The 24,082-nt window shown below is 46.5% G+C and carries 22 protein-coding genes; 14 read left to right on the top strand and 8 right to left on the bottom strand.

Annotated elements, in window-relative coordinates; genetic code table 11:
* Positions 1 to 2: 2 nt before the first annotated feature.
* Complete coding sequence (locus CPIN_RS07630; protein WP_012789192.1) at positions 3 to 1,112, bottom strand: alkene reductase; 1,110 nt, start codon at positions 1,110 to 1,112, stop codon at positions 3 to 5.
* Positions 1,113 to 1,198: 86 nt separating this feature from the next.
* Here CPIN_RS07630 and CPIN_RS07625 point away from each other — a divergent pair, with 86 nt between their 5' ends.
* Positions 1,199 to 2,065 (top strand): AraC family transcriptional regulator, encoded by an 867-nt coding sequence (locus tag CPIN_RS07625; protein WP_012789191.1) that lies wholly within the window; start codon positions 1,199 to 1,201, stop codon positions 2,063 to 2,065.
* 206 nt (positions 2,066 to 2,271) lie between these two features.
* On the opposite strand, the gene CPIN_RS07620 is transcribed toward CPIN_RS07625, so the two are convergent.
* Positions 2,272 to 2,844, bottom strand: a complete 573-nt coding sequence (locus tag CPIN_RS07620) for a thymidine kinase (RefSeq protein ID WP_012789190.1) — start codon at positions 2,842 to 2,844, stop codon at positions 2,272 to 2,274.
* Positions 2,845 to 2,972: 128 nt separating this feature from the next.
* Here CPIN_RS07620 and CPIN_RS07615 point away from each other — a divergent pair, with 128 nt between their 5' ends.
* The gene (locus CPIN_RS07615; protein ID WP_044218092.1) at positions 2,973 to 3,851 is read left to right on the top strand and encodes a DUF8457 domain-containing protein; all 879 of its coding nucleotides are present in this window, start codon (positions 2,973 to 2,975) and stop codon (positions 3,849 to 3,851) included.
* On the opposite strand, the gene CPIN_RS07610 is transcribed toward CPIN_RS07615, so the two are convergent.
* Positions 3,821 to 5,086 (bottom strand): 3-deoxy-D-manno-octulosonic acid transferase, encoded by a 1,266-nt coding sequence (locus CPIN_RS07610; RefSeq protein ID WP_012789188.1) that lies wholly within the window; start codon positions 5,084 to 5,086, stop codon positions 3,821 to 3,823. The genes CPIN_RS07615 and CPIN_RS07610 overlap by 31 nt on opposite strands.
* A 106-nt stretch (positions 5,087 to 5,192) precedes the next feature.
* Between CPIN_RS07610 and CPIN_RS07605 the strand changes: the two genes are divergently transcribed.
* The 6 genes from CPIN_RS07605 (at position 5,193) to rfbD (ending at position 11,185) form a co-directional block, all read left to right on the top strand.
* Positions 5,193 to 6,332 carry a DegT/DnrJ/EryC1/StrS family aminotransferase gene (locus CPIN_RS07605; protein WP_012789187.1) on the top strand — a complete coding sequence of 380 codons (1,140 nt, stop codon included), beginning with the start codon at positions 5,193 to 5,195 and terminating at the stop codon, positions 6,330 to 6,332.
* Positions 6,329 to 7,642: a UDP-glucose dehydrogenase family protein gene (locus tag CPIN_RS07600; protein ID WP_012789186.1), complete on the top strand. Its 1,314-nt coding sequence runs from the start codon at positions 6,329 to 6,331 to the stop codon at positions 7,640 to 7,642. The genes CPIN_RS07605 and CPIN_RS07600 overlap by 4 nt, the downstream gene beginning before the upstream one ends.
* 30 nt (positions 7,643 to 7,672) lie before the next feature.
* Entirely contained in the window at positions 7,673 to 8,611 is a 939-nt protein-coding gene (locus CPIN_RS07595; protein WP_044221072.1) for a UDP-glucuronic acid decarboxylase family protein, read from the top strand.
* An 80-nt stretch (positions 8,612 to 8,691) separates the two neighbouring features.
* Positions 8,692 to 9,747 (top strand): dTDP-glucose 4,6-dehydratase, encoded by a 1,056-nt coding sequence (gene rfbB, locus CPIN_RS07590; RefSeq protein WP_012789184.1) that lies wholly within the window; start codon positions 8,692 to 8,694, stop codon positions 9,745 to 9,747.
* 8 nt (positions 9,748 to 9,755) lie between these two features.
* On the top strand, positions 9,756 to 10,322 hold the full coding sequence (rfbC, locus tag CPIN_RS07585) for a dTDP-4-dehydrorhamnose 3,5-epimerase (RefSeq protein ID WP_012789183.1): 567 nt from the start codon (positions 9,756 to 9,758) through the stop codon (positions 10,320 to 10,322).
* Positions 10,322 to 11,185, top strand: coding sequence for a dTDP-4-dehydrorhamnose reductase (rfbD, locus tag CPIN_RS07580; RefSeq protein ID WP_012789182.1), 864 nt, complete (start codon positions 10,322 to 10,324; stop codon positions 11,183 to 11,185). The genes rfbC and rfbD overlap by 1 nt, the downstream gene beginning before the upstream one ends.
* A gap of 175 nt (positions 11,186 to 11,360) precedes the next feature.
* Here rfbD and CPIN_RS07575 read toward each other — a convergent pair whose 3' ends face one another.
* Positions 11,361 to 12,056 carry a TapB family protein gene (locus CPIN_RS07575; protein ID WP_012789181.1) on the bottom strand — a complete coding sequence of 232 codons (696 nt, stop codon included), beginning with the start codon at positions 12,054 to 12,056 and terminating at the stop codon, positions 11,361 to 11,363.
* 130 nt (positions 12,057 to 12,186) lie between these two features.
* On the opposite strand from CPIN_RS07575, the gene tyrS reads away from it, so the two are divergent.
* The gene (gene tyrS, locus CPIN_RS07570) at positions 12,187 to 13,470 is read left to right on the top strand and encodes a tyrosine--tRNA ligase (RefSeq protein WP_012789180.1); all 1,284 of its coding nucleotides are present in this window, start codon (positions 12,187 to 12,189) and stop codon (positions 13,468 to 13,470) included.
* A 69-nt stretch (positions 13,471 to 13,539) separates the two neighbouring features.
* Here the strand turns inward: tyrS and CPIN_RS07565 are convergent, their stop codons facing one another.
* The 3 genes from CPIN_RS07565 to CPIN_RS07555 all read right to left on the bottom strand — a co-directional run bounded on the left by CPIN_RS07565 (position 13,540) and on the right by CPIN_RS07555 (position 18,487).
* On the bottom strand, positions 13,540 to 14,043 hold the full coding sequence (locus CPIN_RS07565; protein ID WP_012789179.1) for a pyridoxamine 5'-phosphate oxidase family protein: 504 nt from the start codon (positions 14,041 to 14,043) through the stop codon (positions 13,540 to 13,542).
* Positions 14,044 to 14,151: 108 nt separating this feature from the next.
* Positions 14,152 to 15,444: an amidohydrolase family protein gene (locus CPIN_RS07560; RefSeq protein WP_012789178.1), complete on the bottom strand. Its 1,293-nt coding sequence runs from the start codon at positions 15,442 to 15,444 to the stop codon at positions 14,152 to 14,154.
* Positions 15,445 to 15,469: 25 nt separating this feature from the next.
* Positions 15,470 to 18,487 carry an amidohydrolase family protein gene (locus CPIN_RS07555; protein WP_012789177.1) on the bottom strand — a complete coding sequence of 1,006 codons (3,018 nt, stop codon included), beginning with the start codon at positions 18,485 to 18,487 and terminating at the stop codon, positions 15,470 to 15,472.
* A gap of 200 nt (positions 18,488 to 18,687) precedes the next feature.
* Here CPIN_RS07555 and CPIN_RS07550 point away from each other — a divergent pair, with 200 nt between their 5' ends.
* The 5 genes from CPIN_RS07550 (at position 18,688) to CPIN_RS07530 (ending at position 23,755) form a co-directional block, all read left to right on the top strand.
* The gene (locus CPIN_RS07550) at positions 18,688 to 19,116 is read left to right on the top strand and encodes a DUF4890 domain-containing protein (protein ID WP_044218085.1); all 429 of its coding nucleotides are present in this window, start codon (positions 18,688 to 18,690) and stop codon (positions 19,114 to 19,116) included.
* Positions 19,117 to 19,186: 70 nt separating this feature from the next.
* The gene (locus CPIN_RS07545; protein ID WP_044221070.1) at positions 19,187 to 20,488 is read left to right on the top strand and encodes a glycerate kinase type-2 family protein; all 1,302 of its coding nucleotides are present in this window, start codon (positions 19,187 to 19,189) and stop codon (positions 20,486 to 20,488) included.
* Positions 20,489 to 20,693: 205 nt separating this feature from the next.
* Entirely contained in the window at positions 20,694 to 21,875 is a 1,182-nt protein-coding gene (gene uxuA / locus CPIN_RS07540) for a mannonate dehydratase (protein WP_012789174.1), read from the top strand.
* A gap of 117 nt (positions 21,876 to 21,992) precedes the next feature.
* Positions 21,993 to 22,466 carry a MarR family winged helix-turn-helix transcriptional regulator gene (locus tag CPIN_RS07535; protein WP_012789173.1) on the top strand — a complete coding sequence of 158 codons (474 nt, stop codon included), beginning with the start codon at positions 21,993 to 21,995 and terminating at the stop codon, positions 22,464 to 22,466.
* A gap of 362 nt (positions 22,467 to 22,828) precedes the next feature.
* Positions 22,829 to 23,755 carry a tetratricopeptide repeat protein gene (locus CPIN_RS07530; RefSeq protein ID WP_148230521.1) on the top strand — a complete coding sequence of 309 codons (927 nt, stop codon included), beginning with the start codon at positions 22,829 to 22,831 and terminating at the stop codon, positions 23,753 to 23,755.
* Here CPIN_RS07530 and CPIN_RS07525 read toward each other — a convergent pair.
* Positions 23,752 to 23,988 carry a hypothetical protein gene (locus tag CPIN_RS07525; RefSeq protein WP_012789171.1) on the bottom strand — a complete coding sequence of 79 codons (237 nt, stop codon included), beginning with the start codon at positions 23,986 to 23,988 and terminating at the stop codon, positions 23,752 to 23,754. The genes CPIN_RS07530 and CPIN_RS07525 overlap by 4 nt on opposite strands.
* Between the last annotated feature and the right edge of the window lie 94 nt (positions 23,989 to 24,082).

The following is a 24,082-nucleotide window of genomic DNA, read 5'->3' as shown; positions in this document are numbered from 1 at the left end:
TTTTATACCTTACAAGGGTCTGCTTTTTCACACCATACAGGATAATCCACATAGCCCTTATCTCCTCCCTGATAAAAAGTGTCCACATCTCCCGGACTTAAAGGCTGATTTTGCCTGAAACGTTCCACCAGGTCCGGATTGGCGATAAACGGACGACCAAATGCCACCAGATCCACCAATCCTGCCTGTAGTAAAGCTTCAGCAGAAGCTTCCGTTTGCGTACCCGCGACGATCAACAGCTTACTGAAATGACTTCTCAGATCCCTGATATAGTCTGCTGTAATGGATGGCTGTCCGTTCAATGGTTGACTGGACAGGTGGATATAAAGAATACCCATTTCCTCCAGCGCAGCCGTAATATGTTGATGAGTTGCCAGTTCCTCCGTATAGGCAGGCAGGTCATTGAGTACGGCAAAAGGTGATAAACGGATACCTGTACGCTCCTTCCCTATTGCGTCAGCAATACCCTGCGTCACTTCCAGCAGGAAACGCGCACGGTTAGCGATAGATCCGCCGTATTGGTCTGTTCTCTGATTGGTATGCGGATGCAGGAACTGTTCTATGAGAAAACCATGTGCACCATGTACTTCAACCCCATCAAAACCTACTTCTATCGCGTTTAAAGCTGCCTTTACAAAAGCCTGTACCGTTTCCTGCGTTTCAGCAGTGCTGAGTTCCAAGGGGGCTGGTATAGATAAATGTAGATCTCCGGGAACGCGCATTTCTCCTGCTGCTCTTACAACAGAAGGTGCTACCAGTTGCGCACTGTTTTCGTGATTAAGCGGATGACCAATACGGCCTGTATGTACCAGCTGAATAAAGATCTTACCATTGGCTGCATGGACTTCCTCTACCACCTTTTTCCAGGCTGCTTTCTGCTCTTCATTATAAATACCCGGTGCGTCCAGGTACCCGATACCATTGGCTGCTACCGCACTATTTTCTGCAATGATCAAACCAGCGCCTGCTCTTTGTCCGTAGTAAATATGTGCCGTTGCACCAGGTACGCCGTTAGAAGAACGTCTTCTGCTCATGGGCGCCATCACTACCCTGTTTGAAAATGTGAGGGATGGGGTGATCAATGATGTCAGCAGTTTCTTTTCTGAGTTCATATGCTATTCTTTTGTACCTCAAAATTACCTGCGCCCGGTTCGGGGGAACAGTGACAAAGCGGGGTTTTTCCTGTAAATTGGCAGGTATGGAACAGAAAGTACTTTACGAACCTTTTGAATTGTATGTATCAGATATGGAGTGCTGGGAACAGCGACCGCTGGTCTATCATTTCTTTGAGATCGTACAGATACTGGAGGGAGAAGGCGACCGTATCACGAACATGAATACCTTTCCGTATCACAAGGGAAGTATCTTTCTGTTTACGCCAAGGGACTGCCGGGGCTTTGATATAAAAACAGCCACCCGTTTCTGTTCGATCCGTTTTTCAGAAGGCTTTCTGGGTAAATGTAAGACACCACAGGACAAAGCACGTATTGCACAATGGCTGAAACAGCTGGAACATATCTTCTTTCACCATAACCGTTTCCAGGAGTTACTGGTAAAGCAGCCGGGAGATTGCCAGATGATCAAGATGCTGATGGAGAATATGGTCAGTGAATACGAACAGCGGCAGCCTTACCGGGAAGAAAATCTCCAACATTTCGTAACACTGCTATTGAATATACTTGCCCGTAATGTGGCTGACAGTGCGGCTGGCGGCAACAGCGAAGAACTATCTGAACCACTGATAGACAGGATCTTACTACATATCCGGCAACATATTGCCGACCCTGAACAATTAAGGGTTGAGCAGCTGGCCGCTTTATTCAATCTTTCGGAGAATTATGTGGGTGAATATTTCAGGAAGTTCACAGGCGAGAGTCTGCAACATTACATCACACATTACAGGATGAAACTGGTGCAGCAGCGACTGGCCTATAGTGCGCTTACAGTGAGCCAGATTGCGGGTGAGCTGGGATTCACAGATGAAAGTCATCTGAGCCGGCAGTTTAGAAAGTATAATGGGGTGAGTCCGGCGAAGTATAGGAAAGAATTAGGAATTAGGAATTAAGAATTAAGAATTGGAATGCAGCGGAGATCGATAAGGAGGAATTATTGAGGGGGGGATTATTGAGGGGGATTATTGAGGGGGATTATTGAGGGGGGATTATTGAGGGGGGGATTATTGAGGGGGGGATTATTGAGGGGGGGATTATTGAGGGGAATTATTGAGGGGGAATAAAAAAAGCGTCCCTTTGAGAGGAACGCTTTTCAGTATTATTCAACACCTTCGTAATAACAGTGCCGGCATCGTGGTTCGTAGAGATCTGTTTCTCCCAATAACACGGTATGACTGTCTTTACTTTTGCGGTAAGAGTAGTTGGCGATATTGCCGCATTTCACACATATCGCGTGTAGTTTGGTAATATAGTCGGCTTTGGCCAGCAGGAAGGGCATTTGTCCGAATGGTTTACCCAAAAAATCCATATCCAAACCGGCAACGATCACCCTGATCCCTCTCAGGGCCAGTTGATCGCATACTTCAGGCAATTCTCCATCAAAAAACTGCGCTTCATCAATCCCCACAACATCTACTTCCTGCGCGAGCAGCAGGATCTGCTGTGAATTTTCCAGCGGCGTGCTGATGATACGACTTTCATCGTGAGACACAATATGTTGTACATCATATCGTGTATCTATCATCGGTTTAAAGATTTCCACTTTCAAATTGGCTATCCGGGCCCGTTTCAATCTTCTGATCAATTCCTCCGTTTTTCCGGAAAACATTGAGCCGCAGATCACTTCTATCCAACCCCTTCGCCCTCCCGCAAGAGAAGGTTCAATAAACATATCTTAGTATTTTGATTTACAAGTAATTAAAAAGCTCTAACTTTATGCAAATAAAATAAATTCCCCCATATCGCGTTAACAATTAAGGCATGGAACGCATTTTGCTTTCAATTTATTTTTTTACTGCTATGGAAAAAATAAGTGCATTAATTGATAAGTTACAGGAACTAAAGAATTCAAATGCTGGCTTACAGTCCATTTCTTACTATGTGCAACTGCTGCAGGCTGAAATTCTGCACGCAAGAACCCTGGAAAGAGAGCAGGAACGCGCACAACAGAAAAAACAGGATCGCCATATAGCCGTGATTCTCCCGACAGCTCCGCTTACCACAGGAACAGGTCCGGCCACTATTACAGTAGAAACACCTGTAGCGACATCACCCGAACCAATTGTACAGGAAGAACGCCCACAACCCGTTCCAGTACCCGCAGCTGCTCCAGCTGCCGCATCTACGTTGACTTTACCGCGTCATCATACGTCTATGCCCAAACCGGTTGAGCCAATGCCTGCTCCCAAATCTGAAGCAATACCAGAAGAAAGGAAACCAGCTTTCATCACGATATATGGTAACTCCCAATCTCAGCAACAGGTAACTCCGGCGACTGCTCCCGTAGTCAACGGAAACGGAGAAAAGGCATATAAGCCTGAAACCAATGGTGTACGCAAGGAGCTGAAAGAGCTGAATCAGCTGGTAGCTCAGAGTTCGACTTCCCTGAATGACCGCTGGCGGCAGAGTCATGCTGAGGTGGCAGACAGACTGGGAGATATGCCTGTGAAGGATCTGCGTCAGGCCATCGGCATCAATGACAAGTTTCAGTTTATCCAGGAATTATTCCGTGGGGATGTGGATACCTATGAACGTTCTGTAAGGACGATCAATGAATTACATTCTTTACAGGAAGCTGAATACTGGATAGAAAGAGAACTGAAGATCCGCCAGGGATGGGATGACGAAAACCGTACTGTAAGACAATTCTACAACCTTGTTAAGAAGCGTTTTTCCTGAATATAGCGTAGTACCTTACCGGTAGCGCCTTTATTATCAGCAACATATTTTTTTGCCTGTGCTCCTGTATGCAAACAGGAATCATTGTCCTGCAGGAGTTTCTCCAACTGTACATCAAGGGTTTGCAGATCATGAATACTGATGCCACCACCGGCCGCAATCAATGCTGCCGCTTCAGGAAATTTATGGAATATGGGGCCGAATACCACCGGTTTCCCATAAGTGGCGGGTTCCAGTATATTATGAATACCGTCTTTTCCAAAGCCGCCGCCCACATAGGTGACAGTGGCATAACGATATAGCGCCGACAACATTCCCACATTATCTATCAGCAAGACTTTTCCCTCTTTTCCGGGTTGTTTCACCCAATCAGTATAAGGTATAGCCGCTGGAAACAGTGCCAGCAGTTTATTGATATGGGCGGACTCTATTTCATGTGGTGCAATGATCAGGCAACGGCCTTCCCGGGACTGTTTTTTCCACCAGTCGGCCAGTAAGGTTTCATCCTCTTCCCAGGTACTGCCGGCAATAATTGCCTGCCGCGTACCTATAAACGCAGCGATACCGGGTACCTCTCTGTTCTCTTCCTGTAAGGCCCATACCCTGTCAAAGCGGGTATCGCCGGCCAGGGCTACATTCGCAATGCCTGCCTGTTCCAGCAATTGTACGGATTCCTTATTCTGCACAAAAATGTAGGTCAGCTGTTGCAGCAAACGGCGGAACATGCCGCCATATGGCTTAAAAAACAGTTGTCCGGGCCTGAATATACCCGATACCAGCAGCACCGGCACTTTTTCCCTGTGCAGGGCGGTCAGCATATGGTACCAGAACTCATATTTAATAAAAATGGCCAGTGACGGTCTGACCAGTCTGATAAAATCCCGGGCATTCTGCCGGGTATCCAACGGTAAATAGCATACGTGATCAGCGCCCGGATAGTCTTTACGGACCTCATATCCTGAAGGGGAAAAGAAGGTCAGCAGTATTTTGCAACCGGGGTATTCCTGCCGGATGGCTTCCAGGACGGGGCGCCCCTGTTCAAATTCTCCCAGGGAGGCGGCATGTATCCAAACGATGGGACCGCCTACGGGCAGGTGCTGTTCTAAGGATTGCCGCCAGTTGCGGCGACCATCCACCCAGCGGCGGGCTTTGGCATTCCCTGTAGTGGCGGCCAGCCCTACAGCAGCCCTGTAACCTCTTATTCCCAGATCATATATTATAGTGCTTGCCGGCATGCCTGAACGTACTTTTACTGTTTTTTGGATCAGGCGCAAAGATACTGCCCTTCCTATGTCAAAATTTGTAAATTTGCTCACTTTAAACAAAATATCTATCCCACTCATGGTTCCTATTCAAATGGTGGATTTAAAACGCCAATACTTGAAAATAAAGCCGCAGGTTGACGCTGCGATGACCGAAGTGCTGGAAAATGCTGCTTTTATCAATGGCGCACCTGTACAACAATTCACCAATGCACTGCAGAGTTACCTCGGTGTTAAACATGTGATTCCTTGTGCCAATGGTACCGACGCTCTGCAAATTGCGATGATGGCATTAGATCTGGCTCCCGGTGATGAAGTGATTACTCCTTCCTTTACGTTTATCGCGACAGCAGAGGTGATTGCATTGTTACGTCTGAAACCTGTGTTTGTAGATGTAGATCCAAAGACGTTCTGTCTTGATCCTGAGCAGGTAGAGAAAGCGATCACCCCTAAAACAAAGGCGATCGTTCCGGTGCACCTGTACGGCCATGCGACTGATATGGAACCGCTCATGGCAATCTCCGGAAAATATAATATTCCTGTTATTGAAGACAATGCGCAAGCTATCGGTGGTCATTATACCTTCGCTGATGGCAGCAAAAAGATGTTGGGAGCCATCGGCCAGATAGGCTGTACTTCCTTCTTCCCTTCCAAGAACCTGGGATGTTACGGAGATGGCGGGGCACTCTTCACCAATGACGATGCGCTGGCTGCTAAAATCAGAATGGTTGCCAACCACGGACAATCAGCACGTTACTATCATGATGTAGTAGGTGTAAACTCCCGTCTCGATACCTTACAGGCAGTGGTCCTCAATATCAAATTGCCGCTACTGGACGAATATATCAAAGCCCGCCGTGCGGTGGCTGATGCATATGATGCCGGATTTGCCGGTATCCCTGAAATCACTACTCCATTCAGAGCGAGCAACAGTTATCATGTGTATCATCAATATACCCTGCAACTGAATGGTGCAGATCGTTACGCGTTACAACAATACCTCCAGGAAAAAGGGGTTCCTGCGATGATTTACTACCCTGTACCAGCACACCGCCAGAAAATGTTCGAGGACTTCGGCGGAGCTGCCTTCAATCTTCCTGTTACAGATGACCTGACTTCTAAGGTCATTTCCTTACCAATACATACTGAAATGGATGCAGATCAGCTCCAATACATCATCGATTCAGTTAAATCATTCTTAAATCAAAACTCCAAATGAAAATTACAGTAGTAGGCACAGGTTACGTGGGACTAGTGACCGGCACTTGTTTTGCAGAAACGGGCAATGACGTTACCTGCGTTGACATCGACGTGAACAAGGTCAATAAACTTTCCAACGGACAGATCACCATTTACGAACCAGGACTCGAAAAACTGTTCGAACGTAACCTGAAGGAAGGACGTTTACACTTCACAACAAGTCTCGCGGAGGGTGTCGCCCACGGAGATGTTATATTCCTTGCCTTGCCTACTCCTCCGGGAGAAGACGGATCTGCTGATCTGTCCTACATTTTACGTGTAGCGGATGATATGGGTAAAATCATCACTGATTATAAAGTGATCATCGATAAAAGTACCGTACCGGTAGGTACCGCTGAACTGGTACATGCGGCGATCGCAAAGAACTGTTCTCATCCTTTTGACGTAGTTTCCAATCCGGAATTCCTGCGTGAAGGTGTGGCAGTAGACGACTTTATGAAACCTGACCGTGTTGTGATCGGTACGCGCTCTGAAAGAGCGCGTAAAGTAATGGGCGACCTGTTTGCTCCATTTGTACGTCAGGGTAATCCGATCCTGTTCATGGATGAAAAATCTGCTGAACTGACCAAATACGCAGCGAACTCATTCCTCGCTACCAAGATCTCTTTCATGAACGAAATAGCGATCCTGTGTGAGAAACTCGGCGCTGACGTTGACATGGTACGCAGAGGCGTAGGTAGTGACGACAGGATCGGTAAACGCTTCCTGTTCCCTGGTATCGGTTATGGCGGCAGCTGCTTCCCTAAAGACGTACAGGCACTGGTGAAATCATCAGAAGATGCAGACTACGATTTCAAAATACTGAATGCAGTGATGGACGTGAATGAGCGCCAGAAACTGTTCCTCATGCCGAAAATCAGCGCATGGTTTAACAATGACCTGAAAGGCAAACATTTCGCACTGTGGGGACTGGCATTCAAACCTAATACAGACGATATCCGTGAAGCACCGGCGTTATATATGATCGACGCACTCGTGGCTGCCGGAGCAACCGTTTCTGTATTTGATCCGGAAGCAAGCAGCAACGTTGAACGCCTGATCGGTAATAAAGTAACTTATGCAACTAACCAGTACGATTGCCTGGTGAATGCAGATGCACTGATTATTGCCACAGAATGGAGCGTGTTCAGAACACCTGATTTCGATAAAATCGGCAGTACGCTGAAAAACAAGGTCATATTCGACGGAAGAAACCTGTTTGATGTATTCAGGATGGAAGAACTTGGCTACCATTATGAAAGCGTAGGACGCGCGGCTACAAACAATTAATTATCATCACCCCTATCAATGCCTGTTAATATGAAAAGAGTTCTGATTACCGGCGCAGCCGGCTTCCTGGGTTCACACCTCTGTGATCGTTTCATCGCCGAAGGATATCGGGTAGTGGGAATGGATAATCTCCTGACCGGCAATATCAAAAACATAGAACATCTCTTTCCTTTACCGGAATTTGAATACTATCACCATGATGTAAGCAAATTTGTACACGTACCAGGCGACCTGGATTACATCTTACATTTTGCATCACCGGCAAGTCCGATCGACTATCTGAAAATGCCTATCCAGACATTAAAGGTAGGTTCACTCGGTACACACAATCTGCTGGGTCTTGCCAAAGAAAAAAAGGCACGCATCCTGGTGGCATCCACTTCTGAAGTGTATGGCGACCCTAACGTACATCCGCAGCCGGAAGAGTACTGGGGTAACGTAAACCCGGTTGGTCCGCGTGGTGTATATGACGAAGCAAAACGCTTCATGGAGTCTATCACCATGGCATATCATAACTTCCATAATGTTGATACCAGGATCATCAGGATCTTCAACACTTATGGTCCGCGTATGCGACTCAACGACGGTCGTGCATTACCTGCATTTATGAGCCAGGCGCTGACGGGTCAGGATCTGACCGTTTTTGGCGATGGTTCTCAAACCCGTTCATTCTGTTATGTATCTGACCTGGTAGACGGCATTTACCGCTTATTACTGAGCGACTACCACCTGCCGGTGAATATCGGTAACCCTTCGGAGATCACCCTGCTGGAATTTGCAGAAGAAATTCTCGCACTGACCAACAGCAAGCAGAAGATCGTATTCCAACCGCTTCCAAAAGATGATCCGAAGCAGCGAAAACCAGATATCACCAAGGCACAGGAACTGCTAGGATGGGCGCCGAAAGTAGATAGGAAAGAAGGACTGAAGGTGACTTATGAATACTTCAAAGAAGCATTAAATAAATAATTCGTTTTTGCATGAACCACTGTCGTTAAAAGCAGTGGTTCATTTGCAATTTATACATTGTCTGTAATTAAATAATCATTATGCACAACACCATACTCATCACCGGTGGCGCTGGTTTTATAGGCTCCCATGTCGTGAGATTATTTGTGAATAAGTACCCTCATTATCAGATTGTCAATCTGGATGCGCTGACTTATGCAGGCAATCTTGAAAACCTCAAAGATATTAAGGACAAGTCCAATTATACCTTTGTGAAAGGTGATATTACGGATGAAGCATTCATAGATGAACTGTTTACAACCTACTCTTTTGATGGCGTAATCCATCTGGCAGCAGAAAGCCACGTGGACAGGTCTATCATGGACCCGCTGGCATTCATCAAAACTAACGTATTGGGTACCGCTACCCTGCTGAATGCAGCCCGCAAATACTGGAAAGACAATTACGAAGGGAAACTGTTCTACCATGTATCTACAGATGAAGTATATGGCAGTCTGGGCGACGAAGGTTTCTTTACCGAGGAAACCGCTTATGATCCCCGCTCTCCGTATTCTGCATCCAAAGCAAGCTCCGATCACTTCGTGATGGCATATTATCACACGTATCACCTGCCTGCGATCATCTCCAACTGCTCCAACAACTACGGATCACACCATTTCCCGGAAAAGTTAATTCCGCTGGCGATCCACAATATCAAAAATAACAAGCCGGTACCTGTATATGGTAAAGGTGAGAATGTACGCGACTGGCTGTTTGTAGAAGACCACGCCCGGGCTATCGACACGATTTTCCATAATGGCCGCTTGGGCGAAACCTATAACATCGGTGGTTTCAATGAATGGAAAAACATCGATCTGATTAACCTGCTGTGCATTGTCATGGATAAAAAACTGGGCCGTGCTCCGGGTACCTCCGCACAACTGATCACTTTTGTGAAAGACCGCGCAGGACACGATCTCCGTTACGCCATTGACGCTACCAAACTCAATAAAGAACTGGGCTGGGCGCCTTCCCTTCAGTTTGAAGAAGGCCTGGAAAAAACCGTTGAATGGTACCTTACCAACGAAGAATGGCTCGACCACGTCACCAGCGGCGCATACCAGGAATATTACAGTGACCAGTATCAAAAGAGATAATCAACTATATGCCTTTTACTGAAACAGGGATCCCTGATCTGTTAGTATATGAACCACGGGTATTCAACGATAACCGTGGCTATTTTTTTGAGAGTTACAGCGAACAGGCTTTCCTGCAACAGGGCCTGCAACTGAAATTCGTACAGGATAACCAGGCAAGGTCCACTTATGGCGTACTGAGAGGTTTACATTACCAGCAGGAGCCACATGCACAGACCAAACTGGTAAGAGTCCTGGAAGGTCGTATTATCGACGTAGCAGTAGATATCCGCAAGGGCTCTCCAACCTACGGTAAGGTATTCACCATCGAACTGAGTGCGGAAAACAAAAAGCAGCTGCTGGTACCGAAAGGATTTGCCCACGGCTATTCCGTACTGAGTGAGACCGCAGAAGTGATGTACAAGGTGGATAACTTCTATCATAAAGCCAGTGAAGGTGGTATCATTTACAATGATCCTGCCCTGAACATCGACTGGGGTATTAGTCTGACAGATGCGCTGGTATCAGAAAAAGACGTGATACTACCGACGCTTGAAAACTGCACGCATAACTTTGTTTACAATTCAGATAAGTAATGAAAAATATTCTGATAACCGGCGCCAATGGCCAGCTGGGACAGGCAATTAAAAAAGTAACTGCGGACTATCCGGGGTTTAACTTCGTATACACAGACTTCAACGAACTGGATATCACCAGTGAAGAAGCTGTCCGCAATTTTTTCTCACAGCAGGAAATACATGCCTGTGTTAACTGCGCAGCATATACTGCTGTGGATAAAGCCGAAAGTGACGAGGAATTCGCCTTCAAACTGAACTTTGAAGCAGTGCTGAACCTGGCTACCATCTGTGCTGAATACAATACGCAGTTAGTACACATCTCTACCGACTACGTATTCAACGGCCAGCAGAATGTGCCATATGTAGAAACAGATGACGCCAGTCCGAACAGCATTTACGGTAGTTCCAAACTGCGTGGTGAAGGTGCTGCCATCGGCTTCAACCCTGCTACGATCGTACTGCGTACTTCCTGGCTGTATTCCGAATTCGGCGCCAACTTCGTAAAACGTATGCGTGAGCTGATGCAGGAAAAAGAAAGTCTGAACGTCGTATTTGACCAGACAGGCACGCCTACTTATGCAGTAGACCTGGCTAAAGTAGTACTGACCGTGCTGACCAAAGTATGGGATATACCTGGCGAATATGGTGGCGTATACCACTATAGCAATGAAGGGGTAACCAGCTGGTATGATTTTGCTGTCGCGATCCGCGAACTGACCAATGCATCCTGCACGGTGGCACCGATCACTTCTGACAAATATCCGACAGCTGCCAAAAGACCTGCATATAGTGTGCTGAACAAGGAGAAAATAAAGGAAACCTTTGGTATTCAAATCCCTCATTGGAGAGAGAGCCTGAAGGAGTGTATTAAACAGCTGTAAAAATTAGGAATTACGAATTAGGAATTGAATAATTAATTCCTTCCGCAAAAGAAAAAGGCGTTCATTGATAATGAACGCCTTTTTCTTTGCCATTTATTAGAATAAGAATTGCTTTAACTGGATGTCAATTCCTTAATAATTCTTAATTCTTAATTCCTAATTCCTAATTGATATCTTACTTCTTAAAGCTCGTGATCTCCATATGTCCAACCGGATTACCATCTTTAAACGTAGCCGTCTTCACTACTCCAAAACCCGGTGCAAACCACTCTGTTGCATTCATTTCTATCGGCATGTTCATCGCCATCATTTTCAGGCCGAGATTCATCTTATAATTGATCTTATAACATTCCCAGCTGCCACCGGCAGTCGTGATTTTCTCTTTACCGGCTACCTTACGGTCGGTTACCTGGTATTGCAGACTGATATCCATACCATTAGCGTTACCGCTCATTTCAAATGAACCATTCGGCAGGGTCTGCCCTTCTTTCAAAGTAGCGGGATAGTTCAGAAATGCGCTACCGTCTGACTCCATCTTCATGTCTTTCAGCTGCGGCATATTCGGCAGAGACATTTTCATATCGATCATGATTTCTCCGCCGGTGCATTTGAACTTTCCTTTGCCGGATGACAGGGAGGCGCCTTTGGCGTCTTTTGTCGTCACTGTGAAGTCAGATACCGTAGAGCCCCCTTCTTTATTGACAGACAATACTTTATAAACATTCTTGGCTACAGTCGTCCCTTTAGCGTCGAACATGCTCATTTCTACCTCCGCGTTATTCAGAAGATAATAGTAGTTTTTGCAGTCCTGTGCGAATAATACATTCACCGCTGCCAGTAGCGCAGCAATTAAAAACAAGCTCTTTTTCATATGGTACTCTTTACAGAAAGATGGCGGTTTTGTCCACAATTGAATGTACGAATTTCCGGCACAATGCCCTGCTTCGTCCATATCGTTTAAAATTCTTTTCTTACGTTTGCAAAAATTATCCCAATTAATCATGAACCTGATAGAGGAATTACGTTGGAGAGGTATGGTGCAGGATATAATGCCGGGCACAGAGGAGCAATTACTGAAAGAAATGACTTCTGCTTATGTAGGATTTGACCCTACGGCAGACTCTCTTCATATAGGCAGTCTGGTACCGATCCTGCTGCTCGTACATTTACAGCGGGCCGGTCATAAGCCCTTTGCACTGGTGGGCGGCGCTACCGGTATGGTGGGCGACCCTTCCTTCAAGGCAGAAGAGCGTAAAATGCTTGACCTGGATACCCTGGCGCACAACCAGAATGGTATCAAAGCACAACTGGAGAAGTTCCTGGACTTCGATCCTGCCAGGCCGAATGCCGCTGAAATGGTGAATAACTTCGATTGGTTTAAAGATATCTCCTTCCTTGACTTCATCCGCGATACCGGTAAACACATTACCGTTAACTATATGATGTCCAAGGATTCCGTAAAAAGAAGACTGGAAGGCGACAGCGGTATGTCTTTTACCGAATTCACCTACCAGCTGATCCAGGGGTATGACTTCTATCATCTGTATACAGCGAAGAACTGTAAACTGCAGATGGGTGGTTCTGACCAGTGGGGTAACATCGTAACCGGTACTGAACTGATACGCCGTAAAGCCAATGGTGAGGCGTTTGCCTTTACCTGTCCCCTGCTGAAAAAAGCAGACGGCAGCAAATTCGGTAAATCTGAAAGAGGGAACATATGGCTGGATCCACAGAAAACGTCTCCTTACCTGTTCTACCAGTTCTGGGTAAAAACGGCTGACGAAGACGCTAAGAACTATATTAAGATATTCACCTTCCTGGGTCAGGAAGAGATCAATACACTGATCGCTGCACACGACCAGGATCCGGGTAAACGTCAGCTGCAGAAGAAACTGGCAGAAGAACTGACCGTCTTCGTACATGGTCAGACAGAGCTGGAATTTGCCCTGAAAGCATCCGATCTGCTGTTCCGCAACGATACCGCTGAAGTACTGCAATCCCTGACAGAGTCTCAGTTACTGGAGATCATGGATGGCGTACCACAGGTAGCAGTAGCTGCTGCTGACCTGGAAGCAGGCAAGGATATCCTGTCTTTCCTGGCAGAAACCAACATCCTGCCTAGTAAAGGAGAAGCCCGTAAAATGATTCAGAACAACGGTATCAGCATCAACAAGGTGAAAGTGAGCGCTATCGATAAGATGGTAGATAAGAGCCTGCTGCTGAACGACAAGTACATCCTTGTACAGAGAGGAAAAAACAACTACTACCTGGTAATTGTAAAATAAGTCTGACTTATAAACACGAGGGCTGGCGTATCTGTGATACGTCAGCCCTTTTTATTTGCCATAATAGTTCTATTCTATATCCAGTTCTCCTTTCTCGCCTTCCTCAAAGCGTCTTCCCCGGATGATTGAGGTCAGCATATTAAAGAAGATCACCATCTTGCTGGAAGAATTATCCCAGAACCAGGCCTGTTTCGTATCTACTTTCAACAGACAAAGCCGGGGATCGTCAATACCGTCGGGGAACCACGCTTCAACAGCCGGCGTCCACAACTGTTTCATTTTTTCACGGTCCAGCACGATCGATCCGATACCAAAGATGTTTAAATAAGTATTGTGCCCCGGGTGGGAATAAATCAGATTCAGCTCATTATTTTCTGAAATCTGCATCACCTGACCTGCATATTCATTGGAAAAGAACCATACATTCCCTTCTTTGTCAACGTCTACAGTTGCCATAGGTCTTGAAATAACGTGGCCGTGCTCGTCAACGGTAGTAAACATACATACCCGCACATCGTTAATCAGATCAGAGACCTTTCTGATCGCCTCTTCTCTTTTGAGGATTGCTGCCATCGAATTAATGTGTTTGTATGAAACAATAAAAATTCATGCCATATAAAAAAGAAAAAGGCCCGGTATTGTTAGTACAACACCGGGCCCCTTGCCTGTTATAAGTTTCAGCTATTTCAGTCCGTACTTATATTTATAACGCTCATATAACTGTTTGTGTTTATTATCAAGGCTAACTTCTCTTCCCTGAATAAACGCCTGCGTCACTACACTGCTACGCATATCAAGCAAATCGCCTGTACTGATAGTAATATTGGCGTCCTTACCGGTTTCCAGCGATCCGGTAATTTTATCAATACCCAGGATTTTAGCGGCATTCAGTGTAACAGCTGCCAGTGCTTCTTCCTTGGAAAGACCGTAAGTGCTGGCGGTACCTGCTTCAAAGGGCAGGTTGCGTTGCTGCCAGAACCCTTCATTACTGAGGCAAAACAGTACACCTGCCTGTTGCAGTTGTGCAGCTGTTTTATATGGCTGGTCTACATCATCATCCTGCATCACCGGCAAACTATGCGGCTGGGCAAGTACTACAGCGATGTTGTTTTGCTTCAGTACATCAGCGATCATCCAGGAATCAGCGCCACCGGCGATGACTACTTCGATACCAAATTCCTTTGCAAAGTCCACCGCTACCAGCATTTCCTTCACCAGGTTACAATGAATGAACAGCTTCTGTTGTTTAGCGAACAGTTTGCGGACTGCCTCAAACTTCAGGTTAACGGCTGTATGTTTATCCTCCTGCAGATAGGCTTTCGCCTCGCTCAGGAAGGAACGTACCTTTTCTGTTTTTTCTGCAAATTCCTCCGCCCTGTCTTTAGTGATAGAGAAGCGGCCAGGCGTAGCCGGCGGCGGCAAAAGGCTTGGCATATAGAAATGGATAGCGCCATCAGCCTTATAAGCAGCATCTTCCCAGTTCCACGCATCCAGCTGTACAACGGAAGAGGAACCAGGCATCATACCGCCTTCAGGAGTTACCTGTGCCAGCAGAATACCGTTGGAGCGAAGGGTATTGATCACTTTTGAGTCAGTGTTATAAGCCACCAGTGAGCGTACAGAAGGATTGATCTCCCCTACTTCGCTGAAGTCATTGGTAGAACGTACGGCTTCGACTTCCGTCAGACCTACGGTGGTCAGCGGAGCGATCACACCCGGATAGACATGTTTCCCTTGCAGGTCTATTACCTTCACGTCTGCAGATGGAGCAGGCAGATTACTGCCCACAGCCACGATCTTACCATTAGCGAAAGACAGGGAGCCTTTCTCGATCACCTGTCCGTTACCGATGTGAATCGTCGCATTGGTCAGGTAAACCGGCTTTACCTGCGGAGGCGCCGGGTATATTGTTTCCTGGGCCATTACGGCAGAGCAGGAAAGTGCGGTGATATATGTTAATAAACTACGTTTCATGTTGTTTGATTGATGCGTGCAGCGGTTACAATTCATTATTTCCATCTGTCAGACGTTGCTGGTGACCAGCCTGCAGATCTTCACAGTGATACATTTCCTCCCTGGAAGCAGCTGCTTTCTGTGTAGGTGTACCTTTTTTCTTCTCACTCAGCATTTTCAGCACCAGGCGGTTACGTTCAGCACTGATACGCTGACGCAGTTCCAGGTCTTTCTCACGGTCGAAATATACGATACCGTCTACCAGTGTCTTTTCCGCCTTTGCATAAATGCTCAGCGGATTGTCGTTCCAGAGTACCAGGTCGGCATCCTTACCGGTTTTGATACTACCGGTACGCTCAGCTACGTGCAACAGTTTTGCCGGGTTGATGGTCACCAGTTTCAGGGCTTCCTCTTCGGTCATATCGCCGTATTTGATGCTCTTGGCGGCTTCCTGGTTCAGTCTGCGTGCCATTTCCGCATCATCAGAGTTGATCGCTACATTCACCCCTACGCGTTGCATGATGGTGGCATTGTAAGGGATGGCGTCCTGTACTTCCATCTTGTAAGCCCACCAGTCAGCGAAGGTACCTGCACCTGCACCGTGTTGCTTCATTTTATCGGCTACCTTATAGCCTTCCAGGATGTGTGTAAAGGTGTTTATTTTGAAATGGAAGGTATCTGCCACATGCATGAGCATATTGATTTCGCTCTGTACATAAGAGTGACAGGTAATGAAACGTTTGCTGTTCAGGATTTCTACTAATGCATCCAGTTCCAGGTCGCGACGTTTGCCGGCGCCTTCTTTTTCGTAATCACGCGCACGTGTGAATGCATCTGTGAGTACCTGTTCAACCCCCATTCGCGTCTGTGGGAAACGCTCGCGCTGGCGTTCGCCCCAGTTGGATTGTTTGACGTTTTCGCCCAATGCGAATTTGATAAAAGGATCTGATCCTGCGAATTTGAGTTCTTCCGCATCAGCACCCCAACGCAGTTTTATCAGCTGGCTTTGTCCGCCGATCGTATTGGCAGAACCATGCAACAGATGGGAAGCGGTTACCCCACCACTCAGTTGTCTGTAGATATTCACATCATCCGGGTTCACAACGTCCGCGATACGCACTTCTGAAGTAACGGACTGCGTTCCTTCATTCACGCCTTTGGAAATAGCGATATGAGAGTGTTCGTCGATAATACCCGGCGTCAGGTGTTTGCCTGTACCGTCTATTAAACGTGCATTACCGGCAGGCAGGTTTTTACCGATCTGAGCGATCTTACCGTTGCGTACCAGCACGTCTGTGTTTTCGAGTTTACCTTCTTTTTCGTTGGTCCAGACAGTCGCATTTTTGATCAGGATATCCTGTTGTTTAGGCAGGGCTTCCCAGCCATATCCATTGAACGGATAGTACATATTACCCAGCTGTGGCGCTGATTTTGATTTTGCAGTATCCTGTCTGGTGTAAGCGGCACTGAAGGAGGCATTCCATTTTACCCATTTGCCGGCTGTGTCCAGACCGGTACCACTCCATTCGCTGGTACCAGCTACACCACTCAGACGCAGTTGTGCACCACCTTTTTTCAAAGGGAAGGCGATTTTGATCAGCTTATCATTGATCGTGATCGAGCCAGTCAGTGTATCCTGTTGCAGGAGGGACAAGGTGGGTGTAGCGGCAGTACCTTTCAGCAGCAGGGTATATTTCGTATTACCCGGCGTCAGGGTCAGTGTATAAGTGCCGCGCACGTCTTTCCAGCCTTCGTCTTTGATGATATATTTTTTACCCTGTACCCAGTTCTGGAACAGTACGGTATTTTCATTGAAGATGGTACCGGAAGTAACCAGGAAGTTGGCTAGTTTACCCGGCTCCAGGGAGCCTACGAGATCATCGGCTTTAATGATACGTGCTGCAGAGAGGGTCAGCGCATCCAGGGCTTTTTGTTCACTGAGGCCGTACTCAATCGATTTTCTGACAGCGCCCAGGAATTGTTTCAGGTCTTTCAGACCGGTAGCGGTGAGGCAGAAAGGGATGTTGGCTTTCTCAAAAGCAGCAGCTTCTGTCGGCGCCAGTTCCCAGTGTTTCATATCGCTGAGGGCCACGAAGCGGGCATCGTTCGGATCTTCTACGTCAATAGGCTGCGGGAAGTTCAGCGGCAGGATAAAGGAAGCTTTGGTAGCTACCATTTCCGGTATACGCTGGTATTCGTTTCCACTGGCTTTGATGATATATTGTACTCCGAATTCGTCGCCTACTTTATCTGCACGCAGGGCATCCCATTTATCCTGTACGTCGAAGATCTGTGGTAAAGCGCGGCTATCGTTCCATGCCTGTAAAGTCAGGTTTGTCCCTTCTTTAGCAGGATGTGACTGATACCATTGGGCGTCCAGGAATGTCTGACGCAGTACGGCGATGCTGCCCATTAAAGAACTGGGATAATTCTGGGTAGAACTACCTTTATCGAATGAGAATTGCGCACTGGCTTTTTCTTTGATCAGGACTTTATTTTCGCGGTCATCCGCCAGCGTTACCAGTACGCCCGTACCACGGGCAATACCATCCTGCTGATGAGACAATACGGTACCAAAACCTGCATTTCTCAATGACTCCGCAGCAGTACCATCTACCTGGAATACGGAAGCCGCATTTATTTCACTCTTCACTGCCTGGTTCCAGCCGAATGCACCTTTAGTGGCAGAAAGGAACTGCGGATCACCTCTGTATCCGCCGCCGGCTTTCTTTGCAGGCTGCGTACCATAATCGCTGTAAGCATCTACGAAAGAAGGATAGATATATTTACCCTCGCAATCAATCACTACCGCGTCTTTAGGAACAGGACCATTGCCAACACTGACGATACGTCCGTTACGGATTACGAGGCTGGCATTGTTCAATACATTACCGGCGCTTTTTACAATCGTCGCTTTTACAAAAGCATAACACCCTTCTCTGGGATCGGCGATGCCGTTCACCGGAAAAGTTTCCTGCGCTGAAGCATACGAGCCAGCCAGCAGACCGCTCAGCAACAGACACAGGTGGGACAACCGCTTACGCGGCGAAAAAAAATTACTCATTGGCTTGTGTTTGTCAATTTAGATTTTGGGTTCATAGTATCCTGACAATCAGAAAGGTCTTACCGGGAGGGCAATACCTGCTGTGGCCTAAAAGTAACAAATGATTGATGTGGCTTCTGCATATTTCAACAGATTTTTGATGACTGGTAGTAATATTGCGTTAATTACCTATATTTAACCAAGAGAATAACCCGTTTTTTATGAAAAGTTATATGATCCGCATCAGTGGGCTGTTATTATGCTTCTTTCTGGCAATGAGCGGCAGCAGCATGGCACAAAACAGGGATACTTCCACCGTGAAGAAGGTACGTTTTACGCCGGAGCAGCGGGCGGATAAAATGAGTGATAAACTTGACCGGCGGCTGAACCTGTCGAAACAACAGGACAAAGACATTCACGTCATCAATACCGATATTACGCAACGCATGGAAGCGCTCAAACGCAGTACGACGCTTTCTAAAAAGGACAAGATGCAACAGGCGAAGGCCTTGAATGAGGAAAGAAACCAACGCTTCAAATCAGTACTCTCGGCAGATCAGTACAAAAAATGGAATGACTGGGAACTGAAGAAGAAAGAACAGATGGAAGCCAGAATGGACAAAAAACAACAGAAACGTAATGCCCGCTAAGAGGGGCTTTTTATAAACGAATGGAATAAGGATGCTGACAGGCATCCTTATTTTTTTATCTCAGGAGCGGATGCAGAGAGAAGATGCTATTTCAATATTCCAGGCAGCTGTAGCGGCTGTACAACCGGCACACCTCATGCACCAGCATGTACGGTGCAGGGATGGTGTATTAAGCGTCTGTGATCAGTCGTTTAACATCACAGACGGTAGTACAGTATGGGTATTCGGTGCAGGTAAAGCAGCGGCTTCCATGGCACAGGCATTGGAACAGATACTGACTGGCGTGCAGCTAAAAGGGCTGGTGATCACAAAATATGAACATGCATTACCATTAAAGCATATTATACTAAAGGAAGCAGCACATCCTGTACCTGACGAAAACGGTGTAAAGGCGACCGCAGAAATGGCCGCTTTATTACGCAGTACCGGTCCTGAAGATATTGTCCTGTTCCTGCTCTCCGGCGGCGCTTCTGCCCTGCTGGCAGATTATCCTGCAGGAGCAGATCTTGCACAGGTACAACAGGTCTTTTCATTGTTACTGAAAAGCGGCGCAGACATCTACGAAATGAATATTGTGCGCAAGCATCTGTCAGCCGTAAAAGGCGGACAACTGCCTTTACTCGCCAATACCAAAGCCTGGTGCAGTCTGATATTGAGTGATGTGGTGGGCGACGATCTTTCTATTATAGGTTCCGGTCCGACCGTAGCAGATCCGTCCACGTTTGGAGACGCGATGGCGGTCCTTGATAAATACGCGCTGACATCGCAATTACCACCCGTTATTCATGCACATCTGCAACAGGGATGTGCAGGAAAAATTGCCGAAACACCTAAACCCGGACATGCGGATCTGGCACATGTGCATAACTTTTTAACAGGTAGTAATCACATTGCGCTGGAGGCAGCAAAGAAGCAGGCAATATCCCTTGGATATGATACTGAAATCCTTAGTTCCACGGCTACCGGACAGGCAACTGACCTGGCAGAAAAACTGGTCAGTGCAGCACGCAGCTGGCCAGGTAAAAAACCAGGATGTATACTCATGGGCGGTGAAAGTACTGTAACGGTAAAGGGTGATGGTCTTGGTGGCCGGAATCAGCAACTGGCGCTGGCTGCGGGCATTTTATTAGAAAATATTCCGGGCATTCTTATACTCAGCGCCGGTACAGATGGTACGGATGGACCGACAGATGCAGCAGGGGCTTTTTCAGATAAAGAGCTGATGCAGAAAGCGATAGAAAAGGAGCTGGATGCAGATGCTTATCTGTATCATAATAACGCCTGGCATTTCTTTGAAAAAACAGGCGGATTGATCAAAACCGGACCTACGCAAACGAATGTAATGGACATCATGCTGGCAATCATTTCCTGAAGCGTTGGTTGTTCCCATTAGATTTTCTTAGGTTTGCAAAAATTCTACAAGGACAGCGCGCTTATAAACCATTGGAATACACGCTTATTTTAGCTTGAAAAAGGATCAACAGCACCACACTGACCTTGTAGCATGAAAGAAATCATTTATTACTAAATCATTAATTAATTTCCGGAAGTCCTATTTTTGGGGCTTAAACCTTTATATGCGTATGCTAAGAATGGAACAGACATGGCGTTGGTTCGGACCGCATGATCCGGTTAGCCTGGCTGATATCAAACAAGCTGGAGCGACTGGTATTGTAACAGCCTTACATCATGTTCCGAACGGAGAGATCTGGACAGTTGAGGAGATACAAGAGCGAAAGGAAACGATCGAAGCTGCAGGCCTTACCTGGTCAGTGGTTGAAAGTGTACCCGTTCACGAAGACATCAAAACCCAGAGTGGAAGGTTCAAAGAATATATACAGCATTACCAGCAATCCCTGCGCAACCTCGCGCAGTGCGGCATCAATATAGTGACGTACAACTTTATGCCGGTGCTGGACTGGACAAGGACAGACCTCGCGTATACAGTTGCTGACGGATCTAAAGCGCTGCGTTTTGAAAAAGCCGCATTCCTCGCTTTTGACCTGTTTATGTTACAACGCCCGGGTGCAGAAAACGACTACGATCCTGCGGATATCTCAATGGCGAAGGAACGTTTCGACAGTATGACCGATGCGGAAAAGGCATTACTGCAAAAGAATATTATTGCAGGTCTGCCAGGTTCTGAAGAGAGCTTTTCACTGGAACTTTTCCAGGCAGCCCTCGACAAGTATAAAGGCATCGACGCTACACAGCTGAAACTGCACCTTTTCTATTTCCTGCAACAAATCGCACCTGTAGCAGAAGAAGTAGGCATCAAACTTGCGATCCATCCTGACGATCCTCCATTCCCCATCCTGGGACTGCCAAGGATCGTAAGTACAGAGCAGGATGCAAGAGAATTGCTGGCAGCAGCACCTTATGCCTCCAACGGACTTTGTTTCTGCACGGGTTCCTATGGCGTACGCCCTGATAATGACCTTCCTGGTATGGTGGAGCGTCTGGGTGAGCATATTCATTTTATACACCTGAGAAGTACACAGCGCGACAGTATTGGCAACTTCCATGAAGCCAATCACCTGGAAGGCGATGTGGATATGTATGCAGTGGTAAGGGCTATTCTGAATGTGATGCACAAACGGAACATCTCTATCCCGATGCGGCCGGATCATGGTCACCAGATGCTGGATGATCTTCACAAAAAAACAAATCCCGGCTACAGTGCCATTGGCCGCTTACGCGGACTGGCGGAACTCCGGGGCTTAGAACTGGGTATCGCACGGTCGATTTCGGGTAAATGAAAGTCCACACCTGCAGCCTACTGGCAGCTTTATAAGGTTGGGATTAGAAACGAAAAAGTAAGCAGCTGGATAAAAGAAGGCTGATCAATTTATTAAGTAGCTCCAAAAAACAATCATATGCACAGTTCACTGGATGAGCAGTTAGAGCAGCATCTGGCGCAACGTCAACAGAGTCTTATCAGAATGTTAGGTCTGTTGAAAAAGGACATGGATTGTAGAATCATGCAAAAGCTACAGCAGAAAGGTTACACAAATTTCAAACTGGGCGACCTTGTGCTGATAGTGAATATAGATCCACAAGGGATCATCAACAACGAACTGGCAAGAAAAGCCCGTATTACGAAACAGGCCATGAGTAAAGTAGTGAAGAACCTGGAAGCAGGCGGCTTTATTCACACCAGTAAACACCTCAGCGATGCCCGTGCAGCGGTGATCTCTCTGACAGATGAAGGCAAAAAACTGATCATCTGTGCGGCGGAAAGCTTCCAGGAGATACAAGCTGAATATACAGAGATCATCGGTGAGCAGGATGCTGACGCATTGAAGCAGATCCTGCGTAAACTGGTATTCAGTTTACACCCCGAATGCTGATAAATTTTTCCATTTTATACATGCCTGTTCCTGATTCTGGAAAATCCGGGGACAGGCATGGTCATTTTTAGCAGTACTTGAATCAGGGATGTTAATAACTTACACATGAGCAGGGTCAATTCCATAATCCATTACTTCTATCTATTGGAAAATCGCTTATACATTTGCAATTTTAACAATGCGACGAAAAGTCAAATATAAATCCCCCTCTTTGTGTGTCCCAGTGCGGTTTTCGGCACAGGCATTGTATTAATATTTTTGTCTATTGACCAGTGATTTAATACTTTTAATATCAGTAGCAGACATAGCAAATTATGGTTTCCAGCCGGATTATAAATAACGACGATGAATACATCGACGGTTTGCTAGACAGCTCCCCTGCAATTGTTGACGCGATCTATAAGCGTTTTGCCCGCAAGGTAAAACATATGGTGACAGGTTGGGGTGGCAACATCAAAGAAGCAGCCAATGTATTCGAAGATGTATTAATCGCCCTTTACGATTATGCTCATCTTCATAAATTAACCCTTACAAATCGTTTTGAGCCTTTTTTCATGTACGCCTGTCAGCTGAAATGGAAACAGGACCTCATGCAGAAAGCGCCTACAAAAGGAATGTCATTTCATCCCGAAGTGCCCGCTCCCGGCCTGGATGAACAGCATATCAAATACATAGAGGCAGCATTAGCTGCTCCACATACCAAGCAGGGTGCGGACAACACCCGGGAAGAATTGGAAGAAATGATCGCCGATCAGCGGGAACGCTGGTTTCATACCAAAGAAGGCCCTAACAGCAAAGTGAGTATCTACGTGATCATCACTGCTATAATAGGTGCAGGTCTGGCAGGACTTCTATTCCTCAGCCCATGGCATAAAGATATCTACCGTCAGTTTTCAGGAACGGAAATGGTACATGCCAATCATATGTCTACGGAACAGGATACCGCACTACTGATGCATCAGGCAGCAGCAGCCTTCAATCATGGTCATTTCAATAAAGCGATCGGTCTTTTGAATCAGGTAATAGTTAGGGACTCCTTACATACAACTGCCCGTTACTACAGGGGAGTCAGCCTTGTAGACGAGGGAAAACTGGGAGAAGCCCGCGCTGATCTTAAAAAAGTATACAACAGCAACTCCAGCTATAGATATGACGCCGCCTTCTACATGGCATTAAGTTATATCCGTGAAAATGATAAACAGCAATGCCTGGAATGGGTGCTCAAGATACCGGAAAACTCCACGGTACATTGGAAAGCAGCCAGACTGAAGGAGGAATTGAACTATTAGTTCAGGTGGATCATATGTTTGCTAAAGTGAATAATGCTTTCTACTTCCCCTTTAATCAGTTCGTAGATCTGTACTTTATCTTTTTTGATCATAATGAGCTGTTGCAGAACAAGATAGTAGGTTTCTCCACCGTGCCCGCTCATCTGGGCTCTTAAAATTTCTTTTTTCACTTCTTCAAAACCAATAGCGCCGAGCTTTTGGTAAATAACGTTGAGTTCTTCAATCCATTTCATAGGTTATGTGTTTTTGCATAGGAATCTAAATTTATTCATAATATAGTTAATAAACAAGGGGTTGGAGATATTTTTTTTATTATCCCCGGCATAC

This window comes from Chitinophaga pinensis DSM 2588 (assembly GCF_000024005.1).
Lineage (GTDB): Bacteria > Bacteroidota > Bacteroidia > Chitinophagales > Chitinophagaceae > Chitinophaga > Chitinophaga pinensis.
The sequence above is the reverse complement of the archived record's forward strand: the minus strand, read 5'-3'. Positions and strand labels throughout refer to the sequence as shown.